Raw genomic sequence first — 26,103 nt, forward strand, 5'->3', positions numbered from 1 at the left:
ATTAGTTCTCTTACTCTATAAGCTTTTCAGATGCCGCTATATATAATCTATTCTTTGATACTAACTGAGGATATATTATTTTTTTGGATGATACTCTTCATTACTTTTTAAATCAGGTTCTGTACTTCGTACCGGATATCCGGGATTTTCTTTCTGCAGCTCATCAGACAATAGTTTTTCAATCCTAAGCTTTCTGATAGCCATATTGAGCTCATTTCCAAACAAAAGCAGATATACATTTACATTGACCCACACCATCAAAAGAATCATACTTCCAATAGATCCGTACAATACGTTATATCTGGCAATATCCTTAACATAGATAGCAAAAATATATGTAGTAAGAACAAATAAAACTGTTGTGAGGATAGCTCCGGGAACTGCCTGTCTGAACCTTGCAATTTTCACCGTTCCTAACCAATAAAATAAGGCTAAAAGTATAAAGTAAAAAAGGGGAAATGATACAAATCCAATAATTTTGGAAAGGTTATTGACCAGCCATGAAATGCTATAGGTAGGGGTAAACAGCTTCAATACAACTTCTACATAATATACTCCAAAGAGCGCCAAGAAAACAATGGTAATAAAGCCAATCGTAATAAAAAAAGAAAGAATAAATTCTTTAACATCACTGAGTTTTTCATCTGAATTCTCATTGAATCCGTTAATCAGGGAAAAGGTTCCATTGGTTGCAAAAACCAAAGCAAGGACAATCGTTATATTACTGATTCCCCGCATATTAGGAATAATACTCTTTTCGATATACCCTCTCACATCCGTTTCCATATCAGAAGGGAAAACATTGTGAATCAAAACTTCAAAAATATAAAAATGAAGTTTATCATAGTGCGGCATATAAGGTAATACGGAAAGCAAAAACAGCAAAAACGGAAACAGACTTATAGTAAAGCTCCATGAAATGGCGGCAGCCTTCCTCCCTATTTTATCCTTAAAAATCCCTGAAATATAGATTTGAAACATCTGCCAGAGCGATATCCCTAAAACAGGAATATGTATGCCATCCAGGAATTCTTGAATTTTCAAGACAAAATTAGGTACTTTTATACTCATATTTATTCTAGAATATTTTCTATTTTATCAAAAGTTTTATTAACAAATTTAGGAGAACCAATTCTAACTCCTACCCCTACTCTCACCTGCCATTGCGTTGTAGAATAGAAATTAACCTTTGAACTGTTTAGCCAATTAATCTGTCCTTCACCTCCAAAAAACCACTTCCCATTATCATATCCTATTCTCATATTGGAATTAAGACCAAAATTGAATTCATAGTTTTTACTATCAATCAATGTTGCATAATAAACTTGTGGATAAAGTTCCATTACAGTATACCAATTGTTCTTTAATACTTTCTGCATTCCTGCACCTGATCTTAGAGCTACTCTAATGTCTTTGGTTACCGTGGTATGGAAATCAGGATCACTCACCTCTCTTCCTTTATAAATCATTTTATTTGCGTCTCTCAATACATTATACTGATAGAATAGCCCTGAGATTAGCACAAAATTATTTTTTAATGGTTTATACGTCATATTGGTATAACTCCTGTAATTCGTTTTATCCCCAACCCAAAGATAGCTGGTTTCGCCTCTAAAGGATTGATATTTCGAATCCGGAAACTGAAGATATCCATCATTAAATACATCTTGTAATTCTGGTTCTAAAAAAGCCTTTACAAATTTTTGTGTACTTTCAAGATAGAATCCTTTAATATGGGTATAATTAATAACCTGTCTTATTTTTGGACACAAAAAAAAGGCAAATCCTATATCAAAATACCTTGTTTTCCCTTTAACATCATCATCGTTATTTATTTTGAACAGCTTAGGTTCAAAAGAAATATTGAAATCCAGCCATCTATATCTAACTAAAAATTCCGTATAAAAGGCCTCATTAGGTTTCAAAAAAAAGGTCTGTCGGTCAGCATATAGTCCAAATGAATTATCAATGTAACGTGTTGCTGCCACAACGGAAATCTTCTTTCTGTCTTCTTCCAGATATTTTTCATTATCGCCTCTAACTTCCTGACTAAAAAAAGCTAAAGGGAAATATAAAAAAATGCTGGAGATCAATCTCAGCTTCATCATATTGTGTTAGTTACGTAAAAATACTGATTTTTTTAGACTTCATATCCATTGTCCTTTTTTGATTTTCTATCACAAAGAAGAAAAAGCATGAAAAAACACAAAATAATTCTTGAATTTATGAATATCTTTGACCTCATTAAAATTGATTATACATTCTATGCGAATCAGCCTGCTTTGTATTGGGAAAACAGATGATAAGGAAATTACCTCACTAATAGGGTATTATCTAAACCGCCTTCCTAAACACTGGAATTTTGAAATTACTGAAATCCCGGATATTAAAAATGCAAAAAACCTATCTGCCGATCTTCTGAAAAAGGAAGAAGCCAAACTTTTTATGAATCACATTGATAAAAATGATCTGGTCGTTATTCTGGATGAAAAGGGAAAACAGTTTACCAGCAGGGAGTTTTCACAGAAAATTGATACATGGATGAATTCTTCGGTGAAAAAAGTACATATTTTAATTGGAGGGGCCTACGGGTTTTCTGAGGAAATATATTCCAGAGCCAATGAAAAAATATCGTTGTCTAAAATGACATTCACCCATCAGATGATTCGATTGTTTATCGTTGAGCAATTATATCGGGCAGATCAGATTTTACAGGGGAAGCCTTATCACAATGATTAATATCATTTTGTAGGACATTTAGCAAAGTATTCCATTAGTAAAGGCTTTTCATATCCTAGGCTTACAGCTTTTTCCAGATTAGAGCATGCCTCTTTAGGTTTAGCTGTTTCAAAAAGAATCAATGCTTTTGTAACATATGATTGAGCAAACTTTGGGTCGATTGAAATAGCTTTGTTGATATCTGTTAAGGCTTCTTTAGTCTTTTTCATTTTCAGATATAGATCTCCACGTCCGTTGTATAAGAGTGATTCAGGTTTTTCAGAAATAAGCTGATTGTAATCTTTTAAAGCTCCTTCCAGATCACCGTTATTCTTTTTTAAATTGGCGAGCCCGGTTCGTGCAAAAATATTATTCGGTGCAAAGGTTAAAATCTGATTAAGATCTTTCATCGCCAGATCTTTTTTTCCCTGACTGTCATAAATCTTTGAACGGGTCAGATACATATCTGTATTTTCAGGATCAATCTGCAAGCCTTTCTCTACATAGTCCAAAGCTTTCTGTTTACTTCCTTTCTGGCTATTTATAGAAGCCAGATTAGCATATACTGATGCTGACATTGGGTTTGCTTTTAAAGCAGATTCATAGGACTTGAATGCAAGAGTCGTTTTGCCCAATCTTCTTTGGGCAGTTCCTAAATTGTTATAGTATTCTGATTGGTATTTCTGGATCTGTTCTTTTTCCGCTAATTTCGAATATTGCTCTTCAGCACATTTGTAATCAGCTTTTTTAAAGCATTCTTCAGCTGTTTTTGCATCCTGGGAATAAAGCTGAGCAGAAAGAAGGATTAAGGTTACCAGTAATAAATGTTTTTTCATGAGTGTATAGTTTGTTTTTTGATTACTTTTTTTGCGAGCGCAGAAAAAATCACTCCCAATAAAAGTCCAACAAACGCCCCCACCAAAATATCTATCGGGAAATGCACTCCTAAATATATACGGCTGTAAGACACTACTACAGCCCACACAAATATAGCATAAGGAAACCATTTAAGTTTCTTTTTTAATAAAACACTTAAATAAGTTGCTAAAAAGAAAGTATTGGAAGCATGAGCAGAATAAAAACCAAACTGGCCACCACATTTAACAATCCTCATGTAATGATCAATAGTAGGATCATGGCACGGCCTTAATCTTGCCACTCCATATTTAAATATGCTTGCCACCTGATCAGAAACCGTAGTTCCGATAAGGATGAATAAAAGAATATAGGCTAAGGATTTTAAGGGATAATTTTTATATAGAAAATACAAAAATATAATATACAAAGGAACCCAGATCCATGTACTGGAAATCAGCATCCAAAACTGATCAAAAGAAGAGTCTCCCAGATTATTGAGATACAAAAAGATTTTCTTATCCTCCTGAATTATTTCTTCCATCAATTATCGACTTACAGGTCCTTCGTAAGTTTCATCTTCAGAAGGTTTTGGTTTAGCGGGCTCAGAAGAAGGTTCGGTAAGAATATCTTTTTCGATATTTTTCACCGGATTGAAATCTTTAGCAGCATCTTTTACTTTCTCAATCTCACGCTTAATTTCAGAAACAGGATTATCTGTCTCTTTCATTATTTCGGTTTTAATATCTTCTACCGCACCACGCATCTTCCTTACGCCTGCACCTAAGTCACGCGCTATTTGAGGGAGTTTATCCGGTCCGAATAATACAACGATTGCCACTGCAATCAATGCCATTTCTCCAATGCTTAATTCCATGATGTAAAATTACAAAAGATTATACATATATAACGTAGAAACATAAAATTTAAACAAATTTTAAGATTTTTAATTTCAGACCTTTATAAATTTTTAATTATCTCCTGTCAATCCATATTAATATTAATACCATAACAAAATAATTCCCTATTGTAAGAATTATATTATTTTTTTAATTAAATTTACCTTCTAAAACTAAAAATATTAAACCATGAAAAAACTAACAACAATTTTCAAGCTCTTTATGCTGGCATCAGTATTACTCCTTAGTAGCTGTCAAAATGAAAGCACTGAAGTACTTCAGGAAGACACTACCGCTAGAAATTCGGTTGCAGAGCTGAAAAAAGAGCTGACCCCATCATCATTATCCATTCCTGAAGCTGTCCAGACACAGCTGAACGATTCTAAGCAAAATATTGAAAAATATTTAAGAGCTAATCTCCAGATAACAGGAGTTTCGGTTCTAGGCCAGCTTTCTACTGAAAAAGGGATTTCTATTTCAAAAGATCTTATATCTAATAAAGGAAGTTATATTGCTTCAGGGAATATTACTGATCCGGAATCGGTAAAAATTGGAAAAATAGGAAGCATCAATTCTGCAGAAGAGTTATCTGAGGCCCAAAAGGGTTTAACGGATCTTGTTGCTCAGGAAGTAAAAACCAATACCGGAGTTCTTGAAATTACCTGGAATCATAAAGGAGAACAATTCTCTACTCTTTGTTTTTACAATAGCAATGGAATTATCTGGGATAATGTTTTGGGAGGATTGATTATGATGGATAGAGGTAGTACTATAGAGACGTCAAAAGATACCCAGGCAAAGGTAGCGTCTAAATGGTTTAAAGAATGGTGGACTGCAAAATGGCTGTGGGGTTCTAAAAGAGGTGAAATCGGTTATCAGATAACTATTTATTATAACGGTTCTACAGTTTCCAATGCAGACGTTAGCGATTGGGGTAACATCAGTTTAGGTAAAGCAAAAAGTGAAAGCAAAATACTTAAAAGAACCGGTGCGTATGGACAGTGCAAATATGCACTTGGCCTTTGTACTCCTACAGGCTCTTTAAGCTTTAATTCAAATAATTTTACAGTTTCTTTCTCAGGACTTGGAAGTAATATTGTAAGCAACGGAACAAAATCACTTTATCCATAAATTCATTAATTCATTTTATTTAGCTTATCAGTTAGAAAAGCGGGGAATCGGTTACGATTTCCCGCTTTCTTATGCATATTATATTTGGAACAAATGATCATAGGTTTTTGAAACTTATGAGATTTATTAGAGGTTTACCTTGCCTCATCCCAGCTTAAACTAATTACTTTTTAATTTCTTTTTTCTGAAACGCATAATAAGTGATAACCACACTTATTGCCATTAAAATAAATGCCAAAAAGAACGGCGCCCCAGAGAACTCAAAAGGAGCTTCATCATGGGTAAAATAATAAAATAAATTCGTCATCAATGGCGGTCCCACAATAGCAGTGGCACTCATTAAACTTGTCAACGCACCCTGAAGTTCACCCTGCTCATTAGAAGGTACACTTTTCGTAATGACAGACTGAAGTGCCGGCCCACAAATACCTCCTAAACAATAAGGAATTAAAAACACAAACATCATCCAGCCTTCTGTAGCAAAAGCAAACAATAGCATTCCGATGGCATATAATGCCAATCCATAATAAATACTTCTCTCTTCTCCTAACTTGGGAGTCGTCCACCGGATTAAAACTCCTTGTACCAATCCAACCAATAATCCTACTACTCCAAGGGATATTCCTACCATCCTTTCCGTCCAGCTGAATTTATACATCGTAAAGAAACTCCAGTTACTTTGCACTGCATGTCCCGCAATATAAATTAAAATAAGAGCTACAATCAGTCCTGAAATTTCAGGATGTTTCCCTAAGAATTTAAATGACCCTACAGGATTAGCTCGTCGCCAGTTAAATTCTCTGCGCTTATCTTTGTCCAAACTCTCCGGCAGAATAAAATAACCATAGAGAAAATTAAGCAGACACAAACCTGCTGCTGCATAAAAAGGTACTCTGGCACCATAATGTCCCAAGACACCACCCAATACCGGTCCAATAATAAATCCCAGACCAAAAGCAGCTCCAATCAAACCAAAATTCTTAGCCCTGTCTTTATCTGTAGAAATATCTGCAATATATGCACTGGCTGTTGTCACACTGGCCCCTGTTATACCCGCTATTATTCTTCCTAAAAAGAGCCACCAGATAGTTGGTGCAAGAGCCAGGAAAATATAATCAACGGCAAAACCAAAAAGGGAAATCAGAATAATCGGTCTTCTACCAAATTTATCACTCAGGTTTCCTACAACCGGTGAAAATATAAATTGGGTAAATGCGTAGGCAAAGCCTAACCAGCCTCCATATTTGGCAGCTTCACTGATATCCGCATGAATGAGTTCTTCAATCAGCTTGGGAACAACAGGAATAATAATCCCCCAACCTGTAATATCAATTAATAATGTTATGAATATAAAGCCTATAGCAGCTTTTTTCTTTGAGTTTTCCATGATTCTGCAAAAATAACGAAATATAGAAAATAATGATTCTAAATTTCATTGTATTAAATAAGTTAATATAGGGATACGCAAAAAGCCTTTCAAATGAAAGGCTTTTTGCTATTTGTTGTAGTTATTATTATTTTGAAGCAAGTACTTCTTTCGTCGAAGTAGTTTTTCCATGTACATCTTCTTCTTTTCCTGATTTCAGGAAGTCATATGCAATTGCCGAAGCAACGAATATGGATGAATAAGTACCGAAACCAATACCGATCAACATTGCAAACATAAATCCTCTAAGGTTATCTCCACCAAAGATGAAAATAGCTAAGATTACAAGGATTGTTGTGAATGATGTATTGAATGTTCTACCCAGTGTACTGGAAATAGAATCATCAAATAGCCCCGCCAATGTTAAAGATTTCTTCTCTCTTAGATATTCTCTAATTCTGTCAAAGATAATAACGGTATCATTGATTGAGTATCCTAATACAGTTAAGATCGCCGCAATAAAGTCCTGATTGATTTCCATATTGAATGGCATATACTTGTGAAGCAATGAATATGTTCCCAAGATAATTACCGCATCGTGGAATAATGCTGCAACTGCTCCCAATGAGAATTGCCATTTTCTAAATCTGAATAAGATATAGATAAAGATCCCAGCTAATGCTGCAACAACAGCAAGAATACCATGGGTTTTGATATCATCTGCTACCGTAGGTCCTACTTTTTCAGATGAGATAATTCCCGCGTGCTCTTTGTCTGCTGATTTAAAGTCCTGTAATGAAATATTAGCAGGAAGGTTTGTTTTCAATCCTTCATATAGCTTTTGCTCAACAGCCTGGTCAGCTTTTAAAGATTCATCATCAATCAGATAATCCGTAGAAATTTTCAATTGTTTAGAGTTCCCAAAAGTCTTAGCCTCCACAGAAGAATTCTTACCATCTTCTGTTTTGAATATTTTTACCAGGTTTTGTTCAATATCTTCTGCGTTAACTTCTTTATCAAATCTCACGACATAGTTTCTACCCCCTGTAAAGTCGATTCCATATTTAAATCCATTGACAAAAATAGATCCAATAGAAATAACCGTTAGCACAGCAGAAATAATATAAGCGTATTTTCTTTTTCCAATAAAGTCAATCCAGGTATTTCTGAATAAGTTCTTCGTAAGTGGTGTCCATACAGAAAGGTGTTTTCCTTTATTCAGTCTGCTGAAGATCATTACTCTTGAAAGTAGAACTGAAGTGAATAACGTCATCACAATACCAATGATTAACGTTAAAGCAAATCCTTTAATAGGTCCTGTTCCAAAGAAGAATAAAACAACTGCTGTTAACAACGTAGTTGAGTGACCGTCAATAATTGCACTTAATGCATGCTTGAAACCATCCTTATAAGCTTCTAAAATATTCTTTCCAGCAAATAATTCTTCCTTCGTTCTTTCATAGATAATTACGTTCGTATCCACGGCCATGGCCATCGTAAGTACGATACCTGCAATACCAGGAAGCGTAAGTGTAAAGTCTCCGGAATCCATAATTCCGAAAATATAGAATAAGTTAATTACCATTGCAATTACAGCGTATACTCCTGCACCACCATAATAGAAAATGATATAAACGATAATAATTAAAAATGCAATAGCGAAAGAGATCATCCCAGCGTTGATAGACTCCTGTCCTAAAGAAGGTCCTACCTGAGTAGCCTGAACTACCTTAGCACCTGCAGGTAATTTACCAGCTCCTAAAACATCAACAAGTTCTTTAGCTTCTTCCTGAGAGAAGTTACCAGAGATCTGTGTTCTTCCGTTAGGAATAGCATTCACTACATTAGGCGCAGTATATACTCTGTTATCAAGGGTTACAGCAACTGGTTTGTTAACGTTTTTCTCAGTTAATGTTTTCCATTCTTTAGCCCCTTTAGAATCCATCTGCATATCAACCACTACTCTTCCCAGCTCATCATAACTGATGCTTGCTGTTTCAACGGCTCCGTCTACCGGCGCTTTTTGGTTGATATTTCCTCTGATCGCATATAAAACTAAACTTTCAGGATCACTTGCTTCAGGCTTGTATCCCCACATAAATTGAGTATACTTAATATTAGCCGGACGTAATGCCAAACCTACTTTGCTATTTAAAATCTTATTAACAACAGCAGTATCTGACAACTTAATATTCGCAACACCATTGGTTCTTAGTTTATCCAAATGCAAAAGATTCATGAAGTTTACACTCTTGTCTACTCCCATAGAATCTCCTTTTGCTCCTACCATAGCTGTCAAAGTCTGGAAGTAAGGTGCAATTTCAGGAACCTGCTGTACTTCCCAGAATTGAAGTTTTGCAGAAGTCTGTAGCATTTTTTTCACCTTATCAATATCCTTCATACCCGGCATTTCAACAGAAATTCTAGCTGTTCCCGGTACTCTTTGAACATTTGGCTGGATAGCTCCCAGTTTATCAATTCTCGTTCTGATTACTTCGAAAGCAGTACCTACAGAAGCGTCGATTCTTCTTTTGATGATACTCTTTACCTGCTCATCAGTTGTGTTATATTTAATCTCCGTAAGATTCGTGTTTCCGAATAATTCCGGATCTGCAAGTTTAAGATTGGTTCCTTTTGCTTTATTGATAGCTTCAAACTGTTCGAAGAAGTTATCAATATAAGCTTTTGTAGAATTCTTCTGAACTTCGTCAGTCTTGTTTAAAGCCTCGATAAGAACAGGATTTGTAGAATAATTAGTTAAATCATTCACTAAATCTCTTTGGTTGATCTCCAAAAGAACGTTGATCCCTCCTTTCAAGTCAAGACCAAGTTTCATTTCTTTGTCTTTTGCTTTAGAATAGTAAAGCTTTGTATAACCAAGATTAAGAGTATCTTCTTTTATTCGCTTGATCTCTTTCTCGTTTCCGTTCGCAGCTTCAATCTGCGATTCAATTTTGCTGGCGTACCAGGTTGGTATAAGCTCATTTAGGCAAATCAACCCCAGTACAATAGCAACAATTGTAATAAGTCCTTTTCCTTGCATTTTGTTATAACTACGTTAAATTAAGTCGGCAAATATAATGATTTTCTTTATATTTTATGAATTATTAACAACAGAAATCGTTTATTTTCAGATATATCGGCCACCTAACCTCCATTTAAGATTTATCAATTTTACTTCAATATCTTAGTGAAGTTTGTAAATTTTGATTGGTATGAAATTTTCATTTCTACTTCAATACACTAAATATCAAAATATTATGAAAATTTTACTTTTTATGACAAGTATTTTTTCTTCCTTATTCCTTAATTCTCAAAGTATTAATTTGGAAGAATTTGCAAGCGGACTCACCAGTCCTGTCGAAATTACTAACGCCAATGACAGCCGGTTATTTGTCGTTCAGCAAAATGGGATGATCAGAATTATCCAGCCCAACGGAACAATCAATGCCACCAACTTTTTAAACCTCAGCAGTAAAATCCTTTACGGTGGCGAAAGAGGACTTTTAGGATTAGCTTTTCACCCACAATACCCAACCAACGGGTATTTTTTTGTGTATTATAACAATACTGCAGGAAACATCACCGTTGCAAGATATAAGGTAAGCACAGCCGATCCCAATGTGGCTGATCCTAATTCTGAGAAGATCTTACTCAATATCCCCAAACCGTTTGATAATCACAATGGTGGAAGCATTCATTTTGCACCCGATGGAAAATTATGGATCGTGACCGGAGACGGCGGGAGCGGAGGAGACCCTAACAACAATGCACAAAATAAAAACTCTCTTCTTGGAAAGATGCTCCGGATTGATGTGAATTCCACTAATCCATACAACATACCTTCTGACAATCCTTTTGTAGGAGTTGATGGTGCAGATGAAATCTGGTCTTACGGGCTTAGAAATGCCTGGAAGTTCTCTTTTGACCTTACTACAGGAAATGCCATGATCGCAGATGTAGGACAAGGTCAGATCGAAGAAATTAACAAAAAGCCTATTTCGCAGGCAGGAATTAATTACGGATGGAGATGCTATGAGGGGAATACTCCATACAATACCAATGGCTGCGCTAACTCTTCATCAATGACATTTCCAATTGCTGTTTATGATCATTCCAATGGAAAATGCTCAATAACCGGAGGATACGTCTACAGGGGAAATGTGTATCCAGCATTGCAGGGAAAATATCTTTTTGCGGACTATTGCTCCAATCAGATAGGCATATTGAGTTCTGACAATTCAATCGTCTGGACGACGGCCTACTCCGGCAATGGCTTTTCAACTTTCGGACAAGACTATCAGAAAGAATTATATATTGCAGGAATTAATAGTGGGAAAATCTACAAAATCAAAAGCACTACACTTTCCACAAAGGAAAATAATACTTTTAGCCAGATAAAAATATATCCTAATCCTTCCTCAAAAAAAATATTTGTTGAAGGACTAAAAGACAAGAAAATTTCAGCTGAGATAATCAGTTCTGAGGGTCGAAAAGTTTTAGAGCAAATAAAAATTAATGATGATAACAGTATCGATATTTCAGATATTCCATCTGGTATTTATTACATCAACCTGAAGTCCGGTGATTTAAAATCCTACAGCCAAAAGCTCTTCATTAAATAAAAAGACATTAGGGCCTCAATATATTTTTATTGAGGCTTTTATAATAATAAAACATCATCAAAAATATAGGCAATAGACCAATAACACGTTCTAAAAAAGAAAATCGCTCTACTTCGTCATCCATTAAAATATTGGGTCCAACTCCCACAAGCAAGATAGAAATGAAAAAAACTATGGTTTCAGAAACGGATATCTTATTAAGTTTAATTTCATCATCTTTCCATTGATCATTCAGGATTCCAAATACTATAAACATAATCATATAAGGAAACGACCAGATTCTGTAAGTATCCCAGGCAATAGCATTTAATAAAAGTGGGAAAAATATAACTACAAGTGCTATAAAAAATAAATAAGTTCCTATCTTTTTATAGAATCTTTTATATAGGATAAAACACAAAAAGAGCAATGGAACTCCACATAATATCGTACATGTCGAAATAAACAGTCTTTGAAAGAGATGGGGGCTTTCTTCAGCAAAATAATAGCTCAGTTTTTCAGTATAGGCAGACGCTACCGATCCGGCAACTCTTTCACCTATGAATTGTATATTCTTCAGATAATTGAATAAGTAAAAATAGCTCTCTTTCCCATAAATCTCTTCATACAGGGAAATCCCGATTACCGTTATCATAGGTAATATCAGAAATATAGCTGATTTTCTAAAAAGTCTATCCTTAAGGACCGGATTATTCTTTTGCACGCCAGATACAATTAGGGCAAAAACACTCACTGGCAGAATTAGAAAAAACGATATTTCGTGAATGACCATCCCAATAGAAAGCAGAATTGAGGGTAACAAAATTTTCCTCTTTAAAATCAGCTGAACAATAAATATTCCCAGTAAAAAAATAATATGATCTAAATAGCCGATCAGATGAGCAGAATACACCAGGTATTGAGAAAGGAAAAAGATGATATAAAACATTCCCGTATATAGCCCATTCCCTTTACTACTCAAGGTTTGTTTTATAGCTACGAGGAGAAGTAAGGGATACAGTATACCGAGTATAACACCCGATACCCATACTATTACAGATTCATTTTTTTCAACAAAAAAGCCTAGAATCTCCCCTGCTAATCCTCTTTTAATAAAACCGAATCTGTAATCAAGCATCCAATGAGCTTCCGCCCAACTATTAGGAAATCGTATAGATTTTAAGACACTAAAGACAAGTGTATATAAATATAATATGACGAAGAAAATCTTCTTGTTCATGTATTACATTTATTTTATATCGTCATAGAAAAAATTCTGGTTTCGGGTTTATTCCGCATCATTCTGAGATCAAATACCATGGCTACATTTCTCGTAAACGCCCTACCCTTTTCGGTAATTTTAATTTGATTTTCATTAATCTCCACCAGGTTATCCCGTTCCATTTCCTTCAGCATATCCAAAGCATTTTCCAGTTCAGGAAAAGAATTCTGAACATCCCACGTAGTTTCAAGCTGACACATTAAATTCAAAATATGCCTTCTTACTACAAGGTCTTCAGGATTTAAAATATGCCCTTTTACCACAGGAATCTCACCTTCTTCAACAATCTTCTGGTACTCTTCCACTGTTTTTACATTTTGAGCAAAAGCATACCATGAATCTGAAATGGAAGACATACCAAGCCCTACCATCAGCTGGGTTTTACTTGAAGTATATCCCATAAAGTTTCTGTGAAGCTTTTTCTGAATTAAAGATTGGTATAAATCATCGTGTTCCAAAGCAAAATGGTCCATCCCCACTTCAATATATCCTAGTTCCTCCAGAAGGCTTTTTCCATCTTCGTATAAGCGCCTCTTCTCTTCTCCACTAGGAAGATCGTTTTCATCAAAACCTCTCTGCCCCACTCCTTTTATCCACGGAACGTGTGCGTAAGAATAAAAAGCCAGTCTATCTGGTTTAAGCTCCAATGTTTTACGGATGGTATATTCCATTGCATCCCAATGCTGGTGCGGAAGTCCGAAAACAAGATCATGGCTTATCCCTCCGTATCCTATTTCTCTTGCGAGTTCTGTTACTTCTTTAACTTTTTCAAAAGGCTGAATTCTGTTGATAGCTTTCTGTACTTTAGGATCATAATCCTGTACTCCAAAGCTCACTCTTCTAAAGCCAAGATCATATAATGTCTGAAGATGTTCCCTGGTTGTATTATTGGGATGACCTTCAAAGGAAAATTCAGGATGTTCTGCTATTTCAACAGTTTCAAAAATACCTTCCAGTAAAGCTTTTAAATTCTTAGGTGAGAAAAAAGTCGGAGTTCCACCACCTAAATGGAGCTCTTTCAGTTTTGGTTTCTCATCAAAAAGCTGAAGATAAAGCTGCCATTCTTTTAAAACACTCTCCAAATAAGGTGTTTCTACACTGTGTTGTTTTGTGATACGCTTATGACATGCACAAAAAGTACAAAGAGCTTCACAAAACGGCAAATGGATATAAATAGAAATTCCTTCTTCCGAATTACTTTCATGAAAAGATCTTATCACACTTTCTTTCCACTTCTCAGGAGAAAATGTGCTTTCATCCCAATATGGAACAGTAGGATAAGACGTATAACGCGGTCCGGGAATATTATATTTATCAATTAAAGAGTTCATTTAAAAATTTTAAATTTTTATAGATCGATATGAAATCCAAATGGAATTTCATTCTGCAAAATTAACTATAACTTATGAATTTTAAATCATGAATTATATTAGGGTTTATTTTCGAAATTTATAATGAGTCTAAATACCTCATCTGCAAAGTTTTTCCCCAAGTCGATATAGCCTGCACTGTTATAATGCCATGGATCATTTCCGTAGCCATATTTTTGGGTCGAACGCACAATGGCTGCATTATGATCATTTCTTACAAATTTCTCCTGAGCATATTGCACCAGCTCACCCATAGGCCATACTTTTCCACTTTTATCTTTTCCTGAATCTGAAATTTTACCAATAACAACCGGTAAGTCATCCGTCATCAAAGCTGCCCTTATCTGATTCATTAAAACCTTTAAATGATTATAGTAATTTCCGGCAATCTCTTCGGTATAGCTAGCATCTCCTTCTCCCTGCATCCACAAAATCCCTGAAGGAATCAGTTCATCCTTTTTTCCATCTCTGTCCATATCAGATTCAGACAATGCATTTTTGAGGGTCTTTAGGAAATTATCATACTGATTCACTCCATTTTTCCCATGAAAGTCAGAATCCCAGCACCCAAAATCACTTTTAGCAAGACTATCAATTGAAGTCCCTTCTCTTGCATATTTGATCAAGGCTATTTTGTCATTAGGAAAAAGCTCTTTCATTCTTTTTGCAAATGACAGTTCCAACCCAAAACGATCCGAAAGTGTATTGGTCTTTCCATCTGTTTTAAAGCCGGTTCCATTTCCTGGTTTTAAAACATCCCACTTTCCTGTTCCACCACTCAAGCTCCCGTCAGGAACCGAGTTTCCCTGAAAAATGTAGACATCCTTAAAAGACTTCAAATCACCGGGAAGATCTTTATTATATCCAAAACCATTCATATTGGATTGCCCGGCTAAGATAAAGACTCTTATTTTCTGACTATATATGACAGCTGGAAAAACAAGAAGGAGAAATATTTTAAAGTTTCTCATCTGGAAATTTTATTCAAAATTAGTTCTAAGGCTGCAATAAATAACAGTATTAATAAAGATTTCCTCTATACTGAAAATCTAAAATTTTAATGTCATTCTTACTATCCTATCATTTCCGGCAAAGGCCACTGTATTTTTATCAATCCATTCACAGGCATAAAGATTTTTTTCATCTGAAATTTTCTTCCACGTTTTTCCATAGTCTGACGAATAACTGATATGCTGATCTCCTACTGCAATTATTTCTTTTCCTACGGACCCAGGCCTGATCTTCACACAGGTCATATATCCTGCATTTTCTCCGGAAGCCTGTATTTTCCAGGTTTTACCACCATCATTGGTTGTTGCAATATTATTGATGTTAGAGTTCTGTTTTGTATAATCACCACCTACAGCAATTCCAAACTGATCATTATAGAAATCTATGGAGTATATTCCTTGTGATGATTCTCTCTGAACAAATGGAGTATCAAACACTTCAAATTGTTCATTCTCTAAATGTAACCTTATAATCCTGGAAGCCTTTCCTCCTGTAGCAATCCATATATACTTTTTAGTAGAGGCAATATTGGTATTACTGGCTGCAAATGCAGCTTCTCCTTCATGTAAGATAATTTTGTTTTTTAATGGACTCCATTTTCCATTTTTATAGACTGCCAATTTTAAACCATGATCTGCATCAGCATCACTAAAAGCATACGCAAAATGATCTCCCACAAAATGCAGAGCATCATAAAAAGCTGTTTTCACAGTATCTTTAAACACTATCTTTGACCTTAGACTTTTTTTATCAATTTCAAAAAAATAAGCCGGGCTTTCAATATTAATGGCGTAAAAGTGATTCTTATTTTGTGCCAATGTACGAAACTGCAGTTTCTCTTCAGACAGCTTCATTTGTTTCTGGTTTTGAATATTTTTTAAATCCACAAAACCAAATTTTGAATCTGTTCCACTATACCAGATTTTGTCATCCCAAACCTGAATAGCTCTTATGCTTATTTTATCTTTGAATATGGTTTCAAAACTCACTTGCTGAGAAAATGAAAATATTCCTAAAAAGAAAAGTGAAGTGGTTATAATATTTTTCATAATAGACAAAAATAAAAAATCCACAGCGTTCTGTGGATTTTTTATTTTATTTTTTTATTAATCTATATCTGGTTTTTCCAAAGGTTCCTGTTCAGCCTTAAAAGTTTCTCCATATCCTCCGTTCTGAAGTTTAGAGTTTCTTTTACTATACAAGAAGTAAATAATAAAACCGATAATTAACCAAATAAAAGAATATGTTTTAGCTTCTCTACTTAAGTTAAAAATTAGATACACATTAATTGTAATTCCTAAACAAGCAATCAAAGGTAAAGCAGGAACTCTAAAGTTTCTCTGCAAGTTTGGTTCTTTAACCCTCAATACCCAAACAGCTACGCAAACCATTGTAAATGCAAACAAAGTTCCGAAACTAGTCATGTGTGCCAAGTCATTGATCGGTGTTAAAGAAGCAATAACAGAAATAATAACCCCTAAAATCATTAGGTTCTTTGTAGGCACCCCTGTTTTTGGATTTACTTTTGAGAAAGTAGCCGGGATCAATCCGTCTTTAGACATTCCTAAGAAAATTCTTGACTGTCCCATAATCATTACCATTAATACGGAGATCAATCCAACTGTAGCTGCAATAGTAATAATATAACCAGCCCAAGCCTGCCCTGCAATATCAAATGCATAAGCTACAGGAGCTTTAATTGCATCAGGATATTTTCCAAGTGGGTTAAAATCTGTATAATGCATCATTCCTGTTAAAACAAGTGAAACCAGAATATACAAAAGTGTACAGATTACCAATGAAGCAATAATAGCGAAAGGCACATCCTTTTTGGGATTAATAGCTTCACCTGCCTGTGTGGAAACCGCATCAAACCCAACGTAAGCAAAGAAGATCGCGGAAGCTCCTGCAACAACCCCTCCAATACCATAAGCTGAATGAGAGACCCCATTTTCTGTAATTATAGTTGCTTCAGGGATAAAAGGAGTCCAGTTATCTGTGTTAATGAAGAATATACCTGCAATAATTACAAAAATAATTGCAGAAACCTTAAGGACTACAATAAAGTTATTTGCTTTTGCAGCACCTTTTGTTCCTCTAACTAAAATTGAAATAACAAATAATACAATCAAAAATGCAGGTAAATTCATTGAGAAACCAGAGTTTCCTGCGGCGAGATAGGTCTGCGGGTCTGTGGTCAACCATGCGGGAAGATGCAAACCAAACATTTTGAGCAATTTAGCAAAATACCCGGACCAGGAGACGGCGACGGTCATGGACCCCATTGCATATTCCAAAATTAACCCCCAACCTATTATCCACGCGAAGATTTCACCCACCGTTCCATAAGCATAAGCATAAGCTGAACCTTCTACAGGAAGTATGGAAGCAAATTCTGCATAACATAAAGCAGCAAACACACAAGCAATTCCTGCAATTACAAAAGAAAGCGCCAATGCAGGTCCTGCATTATAATAAGCTCCTGTTCCTGTAAGTACAAAAATTCCTCCTCCAATGATCGCTCCAATTCCAATAGCAGTAAGGCTCCATTTTCCTAAAACGCGTTTCAGCTGGCTTTTCTTGATATCCGCTTCATAGGCGCTCATTGGTTTTTTAACCCAAATTTTTGACATATTTTTTTGTTTAATTAAGATTTACGAAAGTATAAAAAATTTACAAATACTAACAATTATTGACAAACTTTCATTATTAAATTTAAATTTAAGAAGATAAAAAACTGATTTACATACTATTCAACTCATTTTTCATGTATAATGATTTTTTGCTTATTTTTGAACACATGAATCTATACGACCTCTTTGTAAAACCGTATGAAGACTATACTGCTTTACAAATTATGCTGGAAGCCACAGGGACATTTTTTGGTATTTTAAGCGTCTATTTCTCTATTAAAAAAAATATCTGGGTATATCCTACCGGTATTGTTTCCACCCTTATTTACGTTTACATTCTCTTTAATTTCGGATTGCTCGGAGATTGTATAATCAATATTTACTATACTGCAATGAGTGTTTACGGATGGATTTTATGGTCAAAAAACTCGGAAGACAACGTTCATGTAGATGTAGCCTGGGCCACTAAAAAAGAATGGGTATTTGCAACTGCGCTTTTTTTCATAAGCCTTCTCTTGGTTACCATTATTTATTATTATAAACCTTATATCGACAATAATTTTTCAATGGAAGGAACCAATTTAGGTTTATATCATTTAGATTGGGCAAATTGGCTTGATGTACTTACCACCTCCATCTTTTTAGTGGGAATGTGGTTGATGGCCAAACAACGCATTGAGAACTGGATTTTCTGGATTATTGGTGACTTTATTTGTATGCCCATGATGATTTTTAAGGGTCTTGGAATCACTTCGGTTCAATATTTGGTATTTACTATAATGGCGATCATCGGATACGTCAATTGGAAAAAAAGTTTTAAAGAAAAAAGTAAAATAAAGTCATGAAAAATTTATTAAAATTAGCATTCGGTTTTTTAGCGATAGTTAGTTTAACATCGTGTTTAGCCTATTCTGACGGATATGCTAATAACGGGTTTGGAGATCCATATTATAATAACGGGTATTATTATGCACCGTCAGGATATTATGGAAACGGAGGATATTATGGAAATGATGGGTATTATTACAGAAATGACATCAACTATTATTATGACAATGGTGCTCCTTACTATTATTATGGAAACAATAATAATAGAAGAAAGGTGTATGTAGAAAGAAGAGGTAGTACTACGGTCACTTCACAAAGACCTAATTACGGACTTCAAAGTCAAAGCAATAATAATTATAACAATAACAACAGATATAATAATAGTAACAGCCGTAATAACAGTAATAACAACAGCGGGTTTAGAAACAATAGTTCAAACTCAAACAGAAACCAAAATAATCAGGGAAGTGGATTCAGGACAGCTCCACAACAAAATACCCAAAGACCTCAGAATAATGGAGGATTTAGAAATAATAGCTCTTCAAGCAATAACAGTGGATTCAGAAGCAGTACCCAGAGTACTCCTGCACCAAGTACTACTCAGCAGCAAGAAACTTCCACAAGACCTGCAGGAAGCGGGTTCAGAAGATAATCATTATAATAAAATAACAACAAAAACGAACAGCTCAGGCTGTTCGTTTTTGTTGTTATAGGCTTTATTAAGATTACCAAGTGGGGTGGTAATAAATTTATTAAAATTAAGATGTGCTTAGTATTAGATAACTGTTTTCCCTTATTACCAATATTTCATTTATATTATCAGAAATTTTATTTTAAATATACTAATTTTGTTTGTTTATTTTTAGACAAAAAGAAAGTATGGAATTTTATAAATATCAAGGTACAGGAAATGATTTTGTCATGATAGATAATCGTGATTTACAATTTCCTAAAGACAAAGAAATCATTGCAAAACTATGTGACAGACGCTTCGGAATTGGTGCTGACGGCCTTATTCTGTTGGAAAACGATGATAAGTACGATTTCAAGATGGTCTATTACAATTCTGACGGAGGAGAAAGCACGATGTGTGGAAATGGAGGAAGATGTCTTGTTGCTTTTGCCTTTTTCCTGGATATTTTTGAAGATAAATGTAAATTCATTGCCATAGACGGCGAACACGATGCCGAAATTCATAATGGAATCATCAAGCTAAAAATGATTGATGTAAACAGCATTTCCAACGAGGGTGAGGATACTGTAATGAATACCGGATCACCTCACTATGTAAAATATGTTGAAGATTTGGTGAATTACAATGTTTTTGCAGCAGGAACAGGCATCAGAAATTCGGAAAATTATAAAGAAAAAGGAATCAATGTCAATTTTGTTGAAAAAATTACTGATGATGAAATTTTCGTAAGAACCTATGAACGAGGCGTTGAGGATGAAACTTACAGCTGTGGAACAGGAGTTACAGCTTCTGCTTTAACTTTTCTACAAAAACATAATCTAATCTCTGTAAAAGTTAAAACTTTAGGTGGAAACCTTAAAGTATACGCTGAAAAAGACGGAAATTCTTTCCATAATATTTGGTTGGAAGGTCCGGCAAAGCAAGTTTTTAGAGGTAAAGTAGACCTAATATAAAAACAGAAAACTTTTAATCAATTTTTTAATAATGAAAAAAACTATTCTCATTATCGTACTACTGATTGTAGTAGTGGCGGGATTTTTTGGTTTGAGATTTTATAATACTTATTACGGAAACAACGTAGAAAAGGAAGGATATGTTTTAATTCCTCATGGGGCAAGCTTTAAGCAGGTCTTAGACTCTATTGGTCCGTATGTACAAAATAAAGAATCTTTTGAAACGGTTGCTAAAGATAAAGACCTTGGCAAATACTTTAAACCCGGACGTTACCACATTCAAAATGGAAATGGAAACACCAATATCGTTAACATGATTAAAGCAGGAAATCAATCTGAGAATACTTTTAGAATAGGAGATTTTGGAGACGTATATCAAATGGTTGGCAAAGTAACCAAGAAAACTGAACTGGATTCTTTACAATTTGTAAATGATCTTAATACCATTGCAACCGGAAAAGGATACAAGAGTGCTGAAGATTTAAAAAAATACTTTTTTATTGATTCTTATAATTTTTTCTGGACGGTAACACCTAAAGATTTTTTAAAAAAATTTGAAGATCAGTACAACAGTTTCTGGACCGCCGAAAGAAAAGCTAAAGAACAAAAATCAGGATTGACAAGAGATCAGATCTATGCGTTAGCCTCTATTGTCTATAAAGAATCCGGAGGAAAAAAAGATGAAATGAAAACTATAGCTGGTTTATATTTAAACCGATATAGAAAAGGGATGAAACTGCAATCTGATCCAACCGTAATTTATGCAATTAATAAACAAACGAATTTCAAAGAACCGATAAAGAGAGTTTTATACAAACATCTTTCTACTCCATCACCATACAATACCTATGCAAATGCAGGAATTCCTCCTGGTCCTATTTGTATTGTAGATAAAAATTCGGTAGATGCTGTTTTGGAAGCTGAAAACAATAACTACATATTTATGTGTGCCGATCCTGCAAGATTTGGATATCACAAGTTCACTGCAAGTGCCGAGGAGCATGCTGTCAATGCAAAAGCTTATCAGGACTGGCTTAATTCAAAAAATATAAAATAAATAACAAATTTAACTTTATTTTAACAATTTAATAATTAACATTTAGCTCTCAAAAGCGACACATTTATTATAAATAATAAACTAATCGTAATATTTTGAAATTCACCCAATTATCAATTTCTCAATATTAAGAGATATCCCTTCACGATTTTACACAAAAAATACCCTTATGAATCCAACGGAAATCATTAACATTTTCACAAAAAAAACCTTAGGGCTTACTTTTGTACTTTCGGCGGCAGCTTTTGCTTTTGCACAGGAAAAGGTAGGTGTTTCGGGCAGTGTGGTGAACAAAACCAATCAGCCAGTTCCTTATGCTTCAGTAACATTCAGTAATAAAGAAAATAAATTATTCAGTGATGCAGCACTTACCGATGAGAAAGGCCAGTATAAGCTAGATCTTACTCCGGGAAATTACGACATCACCGTTGAAGCTATCGATTACAAAAAAAATGTAATTAATAAACAGATTACAGCAACAGGAAATATCGGAGCCTTATCTATTGAACCTGAAAAAAGTGCTACCAATCTTAAAACCCAAGATATACAAGGTGTTACTATTACCGTACAGGCAAAGCCATATAAAGTGGAGCTAGATAAAAAAACATATGACCCTTCTCAGGATATTGTAAGCAAAGGAGGAACCCTCCAGGATGTTCTTACGAACGTACCCTCGGTTTCCGTAGAAACAGATGGTACTGTTTCTATGAGAGGAAGCTCTAATGTAAGATTTTTGATCAATGGTAAGCCGTCTGCATTATTAGGTATTGACGATGGCGCTAATGCTTTACAAAGTATTCCTGCTGATCAGATTGAGAAAATTGAAGTAATTACCAATCCTTCTTCAAAATTTGAGGCAAGTGGTACTGCCGGAATTCTAAACATTATTTTAAAGAAGAATAAAAAAATGGGATTCAATGGTAGTGTTATAGGAACATTAGGCTATCTTCCTCAAACTGCCCTCAATACTAATCTAAGCTGGAGAAAAGGAAAATTTACTTGGTTCTTGAATGGCGGTGGCGGATACAGAGAATCCAAGAATACCAACCGGAATAATTCAATATTCAGCAGTGGAGACACAAGACAAATAGACAATGAGTCTATCACAAAAAGTAAAAATGACAACTATAACGCTTCTGCCGGTGTAACGTACGATATTAATGATAAAACATCTTTAAATGCCTCCGGAACGGTAAGGACTTTTGATAATCAAAGTAACGGTACTATCAACTATTATGATTATTTTACTGATAATACATCAGCATTCAGACAGCGTTTAAGTACCGGAAACGGCAATAACCTGGCCTTTCAGGGGGATTTAGGATTAGATCACAAATTTGACGATAAAGGACAGAACCTTTCATTATCAGCAAGTTTACAAAGAAATCGTTCCAATAATGATACGGAGATCAATGATACAAGAAATGGTGATTTCCAGCTTGAAGATCTAGTAAATCAAAGAACCGTCAATCAATCATTTATAGGAAAAGCAGATTATGAACTTCCAATAGGTGAGAACTCTAAAATTGAAGCAGGATACAGACTTGATGTCAACAAAAATAACTATAACAACATGGTTATGGAAAGCACCGCATTACATCCTCTGATGTCATATCTTGAAGATTATTCTTATAATGCGACATATAAAGAGATGTTTAACGCTTTCTATCTTCAGTTTAAAAGTAAAATAGGGAAACTGGGATATCAGATAGGTTTAAGAGATGAAATCTCTAAAGTAGATATCAACTATTTAAACCTTGCCGGACGCATGCAAAAAACAACTAAAAATTACAATAACCTTTTCCCAAGTGTATTCCTAAGCTATGAGATTGCTAAAGACAATCAGTTTTTAGTTAATTATTCAAGAAGAATTGACCGCCCACGTTCTTTTTTTATGATTCCTAATCCAAGCTATAATGATAATCAAAATATCTTTGATGGAAATATTGACCTGAATCCTTCTTATGTAGATTCTTATGAAGTAGGATACAGTATTTCTAAAAAAAGCTTTACCATCAACCCTACTCTATATTACAGACGTTCTACTGATGATGTGAAAATGTTGGTTTATAATACAACTATTAACGGAGTTAACACTTTCCATACCAAACCCATCAACTTAGGAAACGATGATCGTTATGGTTTAGACTTGAATTTTAATTGGGATGCTACCAAATGGCTAAAGTTCATGGGTAACGTGGATTTATTTGGCTATAAAACAACAGGAACTTATACTGGTCCAGAAGTAACACAGCCTGTTCCTTTTGAAGGAAGTGGTTTTTCTACCAGAGCACGGCTTACTTCTACCTTTAAAGTAGATAAAACATTCAGTTTCCAACTTCAGGGATTCTATAGAGGGGCGCAGAAAACACAAAGCCAGGACAGAAAAGATATGTATGCAATAAGTTTAGGAGCTTCTAAAACCATTTGGAATGGTAACGGAACCATAAGCTTCAACGTTCAGGATATCTTTAATACCAGAGCTATGAGAATAACCAGTTATGGGCCAAATTTTACAAGAGATTCTTATATGCAATGGCAGCCGAGACAGTTTGCACTGTCTTTAACTTACAGATTTAAACAAGGCGAAAAAATAGAACAGCCTAAAAAGAAAAAAGACATCAATGCCAATGATACAGGTGGCGATGAACAAGGTGGCCCAATGTAACAGTATCATAAAAAAATCCCGAAAGTATTTTCGGGATTTTTTTTATTTAGCAGCGGGTACTTTACTTTTTTCCGCTTCAAAGATTCTCTTTCTCAGATCACTGGAAGAAAACCTATGATCTCTTTTATTGTAATAGATCTCAATACCTTTTTCCTCACAATACTTCTTCCCGGTGAAGTCTTTATCCAAATAATCATCTCCAATGATTCTTACATCGATCACAAATGATTTTAAAATGTCTTCAAGATCTTCTTCAGTATAATACGGAATAATTTCATCAACAGCATTGACAGCTTTCAGCTGAATATATCGTTCTACTATCGTTTGAGTAGGTTTATTTTTATTAGGACGTTCGTGTGAAGGGTCAATCTGTAAACCAACAATTAAATAATCACAAATTGTTTTTGCCTCTTCAAGCATTTTGATATGCCCTGCATGAAGTAAATCAAATGAAGAGAATGTAATCCCTATTCTTTCTGTTTTCATATTAATATTTTTTTTAACTGCGATAAAATATAATTATTTTACAATAATAAAGGTGTTATATTTCAAGAGAACATTATTATGTATACCTAATAGCTAGTTTCTGGTGGCAAGATACTTCTGCCATTCCCATACCGTTCTTAATGCTTCTTGTAATGGGGTTTCTGATTTCCAGTTCAGTTCTTTTTCAGCCTTATCTGCATTAGCATATGCTATGGTAATGTCTCCTTCCCTTCTATCACAAATCTGATAAGGAACCTGCACATTATTGGCTGTCTCAAATGCCTTGACTACTTCCAATACAGAGGACCCTTTTCCTGTTCCTAGATTATAAATATCAATGACTGCCTCTTCCGATTGATTTTCTATCAATCTTTTCAGGGCAGCAACATGAGCCTTAGCTAAGTCTACCACATAAATATAATCACGAATTGCTGTTCCATCTTCTGTTGGATAATCATTTCCCCAAATACTTAATTTTTCACGAATTCCGGCTGCAGTCTGCATCACATAAGGAACCAGATTGTTAGGAATTCCTATGGGTAATTCACCCAACTTCCCTGACGGATGGGCACCAATAGGATTAAAATATCTGAGTAAAGAAATTTTCCCCTGATGGGCTTTCGCAAAATCTTTAAGGATTTCTTCCCCCATTTGCTTTGTTTTCCCATATACACTTTCAGGTGCTTTTAAAGGAGTATTTTCATCAATAGGCATTGTATCTGCCTGTCCGTATACAGTACAGGAAGAACTGAAAATGAAATTAGAGATCCCTCTTGTCTTAAACTCCTGAAGTACGTTAATAAGAGAAAACAAATTGTTTTCATAATAGTCTATAGGTTTGATCTGACTTTCTCCTACCGCTTTAGAGGCCGCAAAATTAATACACCCATCAATCGGATGAGCATCAAAAACCTGAGTGAGAAGTTCTTTTCTTTTTAAATCAAAAGGATAAAATACAGGTTTCTTTCCCGTAATTTCTTCTATATTTTTTAAAATAAATTTTTCAGAATTGGATAAGTCATCTACAATAACAACTTCAAAGTTATTATTGAGAAGTTCTACAACTGTGTGAGAACCAATATAGCCAAGACCACCTGTTACGAGTATTGCCATTTTTTAGTAATAAATTTTATTCTTCGTTTTGTCCTATGTTGTCTATTTCATTGTAATCCTGGTCTCCTTTTATCTTGTATTTATTTACAATGAATAAGATCACTACAAATAAAAGGAAAAATTTCAAATCAGGATAACTCATCATTCCGTGAAATCTATTTTTCAGTATAAGTATTAAAGCATAATAGCCGGTAAAAATTGTAAATAAAGCTAAACTGAGATTTAAAAACAAAATCGCTTTATCGTATTTTTCAACTAAGTTAACAAACGCAAATGAATTCACTACAATTGAAAAACCGGCAATTAAGAACTTAAATATGCTGAAATCCTTAAATACGGAAAAAAGAGAAAGCGTTGATACAAGAAAAAGTATTAAACTAATGGTGATAGCCAAATAATAAACTACTTTATACTTAAACAGCTTTCTTTTCATTC

At 34.7% G+C, this 26,103-nt stretch carries 23 protein-coding genes; 8 read left to right on the forward strand and 15 right to left on the reverse strand.

What is annotated here, in order from left to right; translation table 11 throughout:
- Nucleotides 1-75 precede the first annotated feature (75 nt).
- Nucleotides 76-1,071 carry a YihY/virulence factor BrkB family protein gene (locus tag CJF12_RS06765; RefSeq protein ID WP_034683229.1) on the reverse strand — a complete coding sequence of 332 codons (996 nt, stop codon included), beginning with the start codon at nt 1,069-1,071 and terminating at the stop codon, nt 76-78.
- Between the two features lie 2 nt (nt 1,072-1,073).
- On the reverse strand, nt 1,074-2,108 hold the full coding sequence (locus CJF12_RS06770) for a DUF4421 family protein (RefSeq protein ID WP_084675618.1): 1,035 nt from the start codon (nt 2,106-2,108) through the stop codon (nt 1,074-1,076).
- A 157-nt stretch (nt 2,109-2,265) separates the two neighbouring features.
- Between CJF12_RS06770 and CJF12_RS06775 the strand changes: the two genes are divergently transcribed.
- The gene (locus tag CJF12_RS06775; protein ID WP_034683235.1) at nt 2,266-2,739 is read left to right on the forward strand and encodes a 23S rRNA (pseudouridine(1915)-N(3))-methyltransferase RlmH; all 474 of its coding nucleotides are present in this window, start codon (nt 2,266-2,268) and stop codon (nt 2,737-2,739) included.
- A gap of 2 nt (nt 2,740-2,741) precedes the next feature.
- On the opposite strand, the gene CJF12_RS06780 is transcribed toward CJF12_RS06775, so the two are convergent.
- The 3 genes from CJF12_RS06780 to CJF12_RS06790 are packed head-to-tail and all read right to left on the reverse strand — an operon-like array spanning nt 2,742 to nt 4,450.
- Nucleotides 2,742-3,554 (reverse strand): tetratricopeptide repeat protein, encoded by an 813-nt coding sequence (locus tag CJF12_RS06780; protein WP_034683237.1) that lies wholly within the window; start codon nt 3,552-3,554, stop codon nt 2,742-2,744.
- Nucleotides 3,551-4,117 carry a phosphatase PAP2 family protein gene (locus CJF12_RS06785; protein ID WP_034683354.1) on the reverse strand — a complete coding sequence of 189 codons (567 nt, stop codon included), beginning with the start codon at nt 4,115-4,117 and terminating at the stop codon, nt 3,551-3,553. Before CJF12_RS06785 ends, CJF12_RS06780 begins: the two co-directional genes overlap by 4 nt.
- Before the next feature lie 3 nt (nt 4,118-4,120).
- Nucleotides 4,121-4,450 carry a Sec-independent protein translocase subunit TatA/TatB gene (locus CJF12_RS06790; RefSeq protein ID WP_034683242.1) on the reverse strand — a complete coding sequence of 110 codons (330 nt, stop codon included), beginning with the start codon at nt 4,448-4,450 and terminating at the stop codon, nt 4,121-4,123.
- A 211-nt stretch (nt 4,451-4,661) separates the two neighbouring features.
- Here CJF12_RS06790 and CJF12_RS06795 point away from each other — a divergent pair, with 211 nt between their 5' ends.
- Nucleotides 4,662-5,603: a hypothetical protein gene (locus CJF12_RS06795; protein ID WP_034683245.1), complete on the forward strand. Its 942-nt coding sequence runs from the start codon at nt 4,662-4,664 to the stop codon at nt 5,601-5,603.
- Nucleotides 5,604-5,766: 163 nt separating this feature from the next.
- On the opposite strand, the gene CJF12_RS06800 is transcribed toward CJF12_RS06795, so the two are convergent.
- Complete coding sequence (locus CJF12_RS06800) at nt 5,767-6,990, reverse strand: TCR/Tet family MFS transporter (RefSeq protein WP_034683248.1); 1,224 nt, start codon at nt 6,988-6,990, stop codon at nt 5,767-5,769.
- Nucleotides 6,991-7,117: 127 nt separating this feature from the next.
- Nucleotides 7,118-10,012, reverse strand: coding sequence for a protein translocase subunit SecDF (locus CJF12_RS06805; protein ID WP_034683252.1), 2,895 nt, complete (start codon nt 10,010-10,012; stop codon nt 7,118-7,120).
- 217 nt (nt 10,013-10,229) lie between these two features.
- Between CJF12_RS06805 and CJF12_RS06810 the strand changes: the two genes are divergently transcribed.
- Nucleotides 10,230-11,594 carry a PQQ-dependent sugar dehydrogenase gene (locus tag CJF12_RS06810; protein WP_034683260.1) on the forward strand — a complete coding sequence of 455 codons (1,365 nt, stop codon included), beginning with the start codon at nt 10,230-10,232 and terminating at the stop codon, nt 11,592-11,594.
- Nucleotides 11,595-11,601: 7 nt separating this feature from the next.
- On the opposite strand, the gene CJF12_RS06815 is transcribed toward CJF12_RS06810, so the two are convergent.
- The 5 genes from CJF12_RS06815 to CJF12_RS06835 form a co-directional block, all read right to left on the reverse strand.
- Nucleotides 11,602-12,813, reverse strand: coding sequence for a hypothetical protein (locus CJF12_RS06815; RefSeq protein WP_034683263.1), 1,212 nt, complete (start codon nt 12,811-12,813; stop codon nt 11,602-11,604).
- A gap of 14 nt (nt 12,814-12,827) precedes the next feature.
- Entirely contained in the window at nt 12,828-14,186 is a 1,359-nt protein-coding gene (gene hemN / locus CJF12_RS06820) for an oxygen-independent coproporphyrinogen III oxidase (protein WP_034683268.1), read from the reverse strand.
- Between the two features lie 98 nt (nt 14,187-14,284).
- Nucleotides 14,285-15,196: a sialate O-acetylesterase gene (locus CJF12_RS06825; RefSeq protein WP_034683271.1), complete on the reverse strand. Its 912-nt coding sequence runs from the start codon at nt 15,194-15,196 to the stop codon at nt 14,285-14,287.
- Nucleotides 15,197-15,274: 78 nt separating this feature from the next.
- Complete coding sequence (locus tag CJF12_RS06830) at nt 15,275-16,285, reverse strand: WD40/YVTN/BNR-like repeat-containing protein (RefSeq protein ID WP_034683272.1); 1,011 nt, start codon at nt 16,283-16,285, stop codon at nt 15,275-15,277.
- Nucleotides 16,286-16,342: 57 nt separating this feature from the next.
- Nucleotides 16,343-17,869 carry an APC family permease gene (locus tag CJF12_RS06835; protein ID WP_034683273.1) on the reverse strand — a complete coding sequence of 509 codons (1,527 nt, stop codon included), beginning with the start codon at nt 17,867-17,869 and terminating at the stop codon, nt 16,343-16,345.
- 167 nt (nt 17,870-18,036) lie between these two features.
- Between CJF12_RS06835 and pnuC the strand changes: the two genes are divergently transcribed.
- The 5 genes from pnuC to CJF12_RS06860 all read left to right on the forward strand — a co-directional run bounded on the left by pnuC (nt 18,037) and on the right by CJF12_RS06860 (nt 24,069).
- Complete coding sequence (gene pnuC, locus CJF12_RS06840) at nt 18,037-18,714, forward strand: nicotinamide riboside transporter PnuC (protein ID WP_034683356.1); 678 nt, start codon at nt 18,037-18,039, stop codon at nt 18,712-18,714.
- Nucleotides 18,711-19,349, forward strand: a complete 639-nt coding sequence (locus tag CJF12_RS06845) for a hypothetical protein (protein WP_034683274.1) — start codon at nt 18,711-18,713, stop codon at nt 19,347-19,349. Before pnuC ends, CJF12_RS06845 begins: the two co-directional genes overlap by 4 nt.
- A 227-nt stretch (nt 19,350-19,576) precedes the next feature.
- Nucleotides 19,577-20,344: a diaminopimelate epimerase gene (gene dapF, locus CJF12_RS06850; RefSeq protein WP_034683277.1), complete on the forward strand. Its 768-nt coding sequence runs from the start codon at nt 19,577-19,579 to the stop codon at nt 20,342-20,344.
- Nucleotides 20,345-20,375: 31 nt separating this feature from the next.
- Nucleotides 20,376-21,401: an endolytic transglycosylase MltG gene (gene mltG / locus CJF12_RS06855; protein WP_034683281.1), complete on the forward strand. Its 1,026-nt coding sequence runs from the start codon at nt 20,376-20,378 to the stop codon at nt 21,399-21,401.
- Nucleotides 21,402-21,570: 169 nt separating this feature from the next.
- Nucleotides 21,571-24,069 (forward strand): TonB-dependent receptor domain-containing protein, encoded by a 2,499-nt coding sequence (locus tag CJF12_RS06860; RefSeq protein WP_034683285.1) that lies wholly within the window; start codon nt 21,571-21,573, stop codon nt 24,067-24,069.
- 42 nt (nt 24,070-24,111) lie between these two features.
- Here CJF12_RS06860 and CJF12_RS06865 read toward each other — a convergent pair whose 3' ends face one another.
- From CJF12_RS06865 to CJF12_RS06875, 3 genes are all read right to left on the reverse strand, one after another.
- Nucleotides 24,112-24,555, reverse strand: a complete 444-nt coding sequence (locus tag CJF12_RS06865; protein WP_034683288.1) for an adenylyltransferase/cytidyltransferase family protein — start codon at nt 24,553-24,555, stop codon at nt 24,112-24,114.
- Between the two features lie 93 nt (nt 24,556-24,648).
- Nucleotides 24,649-25,668 (reverse strand): UDP-glucose 4-epimerase GalE, encoded by a 1,020-nt coding sequence (galE, locus tag CJF12_RS06870; protein WP_034683291.1) that lies wholly within the window; start codon nt 25,666-25,668, stop codon nt 24,649-24,651.
- A gap of 16 nt (nt 25,669-25,684) precedes the next feature.
- Nucleotides 25,685-26,101, reverse strand: coding sequence for a hypothetical protein (locus CJF12_RS06875; protein ID WP_034683292.1), 417 nt, complete (start codon nt 26,099-26,101; stop codon nt 25,685-25,687).
- Nucleotides 26,102-26,103 lie beyond the last annotated feature (2 nt).

It is taken from the genome of Chryseobacterium piperi, assembly GCF_002285635.2.
In the GTDB taxonomy this organism is placed as follows: Bacteria; Bacteroidota; Bacteroidia; order Flavobacteriales; family Weeksellaceae; genus Chryseobacterium; species Chryseobacterium piperi.

Excerpts from the sequence above, each read along its gene's own strand:
- CJF12_RS06765 (WP_034683229.1), bottom strand. The coding sequence starts at position 1,071 with ATGAGTATAAAAGTACCTAATTTTGTCTTGAAAATTCAAGAATTCCTG.
- CJF12_RS06770 (WP_084675618.1), bottom strand. The coding sequence starts at position 2,108 with ATGATGAAGCTGAGATTGATCTCCAGCATTTTTTTATATTTCCCTTTA.
- CJF12_RS06775 (WP_034683235.1), top strand. The coding sequence starts at position 2,266 with ATGCGAATCAGCCTGCTTTGTATTGGGAAAACAGATGATAAGGAAATT.
- CJF12_RS06780 (WP_034683237.1), bottom strand. The coding sequence starts at position 3,554 with ATGAAAAAACATTTATTACTGGTAACCTTAATCCTTCTTTCTGCTCAG.
- CJF12_RS06785 (WP_034683354.1), bottom strand. The coding sequence starts at position 4,117 with ATGGAAGAAATAATTCAGGAGGATAAGAAAATCTTTTTGTATCTCAAT.
- CJF12_RS06790 (WP_034683242.1), bottom strand. The coding sequence starts at position 4,450 with ATGGAATTAAGCATTGGAGAAATGGCATTGATTGCAGTGGCAATCGTT.
- CJF12_RS06795 (WP_034683245.1), top strand. The coding sequence starts at position 4,662 with ATGAAAAAACTAACAACAATTTTCAAGCTCTTTATGCTGGCATCAGTA.
- CJF12_RS06800 (WP_034683248.1), bottom strand. The coding sequence starts at position 6,990 with ATGGAAAACTCAAAGAAAAAAGCTGCTATAGGCTTTATATTCATAACA.
- CJF12_RS06805 (WP_034683252.1), bottom strand. The coding sequence starts at position 10,012 with ATGCAAGGAAAAGGACTTATTACAATTGTTGCTATTGTACTGGGGTTG.
- CJF12_RS06810 (WP_034683260.1), top strand. The coding sequence starts at position 10,230 with ATGAAAATTTTACTTTTTATGACAAGTATTTTTTCTTCCTTATTCCTT.
- CJF12_RS06815 (WP_034683263.1), bottom strand. The coding sequence starts at position 12,813 with ATGAACAAGAAGATTTTCTTCGTCATATTATATTTATATACACTTGTC.
- hemN (WP_034683268.1), bottom strand. The coding sequence starts at position 14,186 with ATGAACTCTTTAATTGATAAATATAATATTCCCGGACCGCGTTATACG.
- CJF12_RS06825 (WP_034683271.1), bottom strand. The coding sequence starts at position 15,196 with ATGAGAAACTTTAAAATATTTCTCCTTCTTGTTTTTCCAGCTGTCATA.
- CJF12_RS06830 (WP_034683272.1), bottom strand. The coding sequence starts at position 16,285 with ATGAAAAATATTATAACCACTTCACTTTTCTTTTTAGGAATATTTTCA.
- CJF12_RS06835 (WP_034683273.1), bottom strand. The coding sequence starts at position 17,869 with ATGTCAAAAATTTGGGTTAAAAAACCAATGAGCGCCTATGAAGCGGAT.
- pnuC (WP_034683356.1), top strand. The coding sequence starts at position 18,037 with ATGAATCTATACGACCTCTTTGTAAAACCGTATGAAGACTATACTGCT.
- CJF12_RS06845 (WP_034683274.1), top strand. The coding sequence starts at position 18,711 with ATGAAAAATTTATTAAAATTAGCATTCGGTTTTTTAGCGATAGTTAGT.
- dapF (WP_034683277.1), top strand. The coding sequence starts at position 19,577 with ATGGAATTTTATAAATATCAAGGTACAGGAAATGATTTTGTCATGATA.
- mltG (WP_034683281.1), top strand. The coding sequence starts at position 20,376 with ATGAAAAAAACTATTCTCATTATCGTACTACTGATTGTAGTAGTGGCG.
- CJF12_RS06860 (WP_034683285.1), top strand. The coding sequence starts at position 21,571 with ATGAATCCAACGGAAATCATTAACATTTTCACAAAAAAAACCTTAGGG.
- CJF12_RS06865 (WP_034683288.1), bottom strand. The coding sequence starts at position 24,555 with ATGAAAACAGAAAGAATAGGGATTACATTCTCTTCATTTGATTTACTT.
- galE (WP_034683291.1), bottom strand. The coding sequence starts at position 25,668 with ATGGCAATACTCGTAACAGGTGGTCTTGGCTATATTGGTTCTCACACA.
- CJF12_RS06875 (WP_034683292.1), bottom strand. The coding sequence starts at position 26,101 with ATGAAAAGAAAGCTGTTTAAGTATAAAGTAGTTTATTATTTGGCTATC.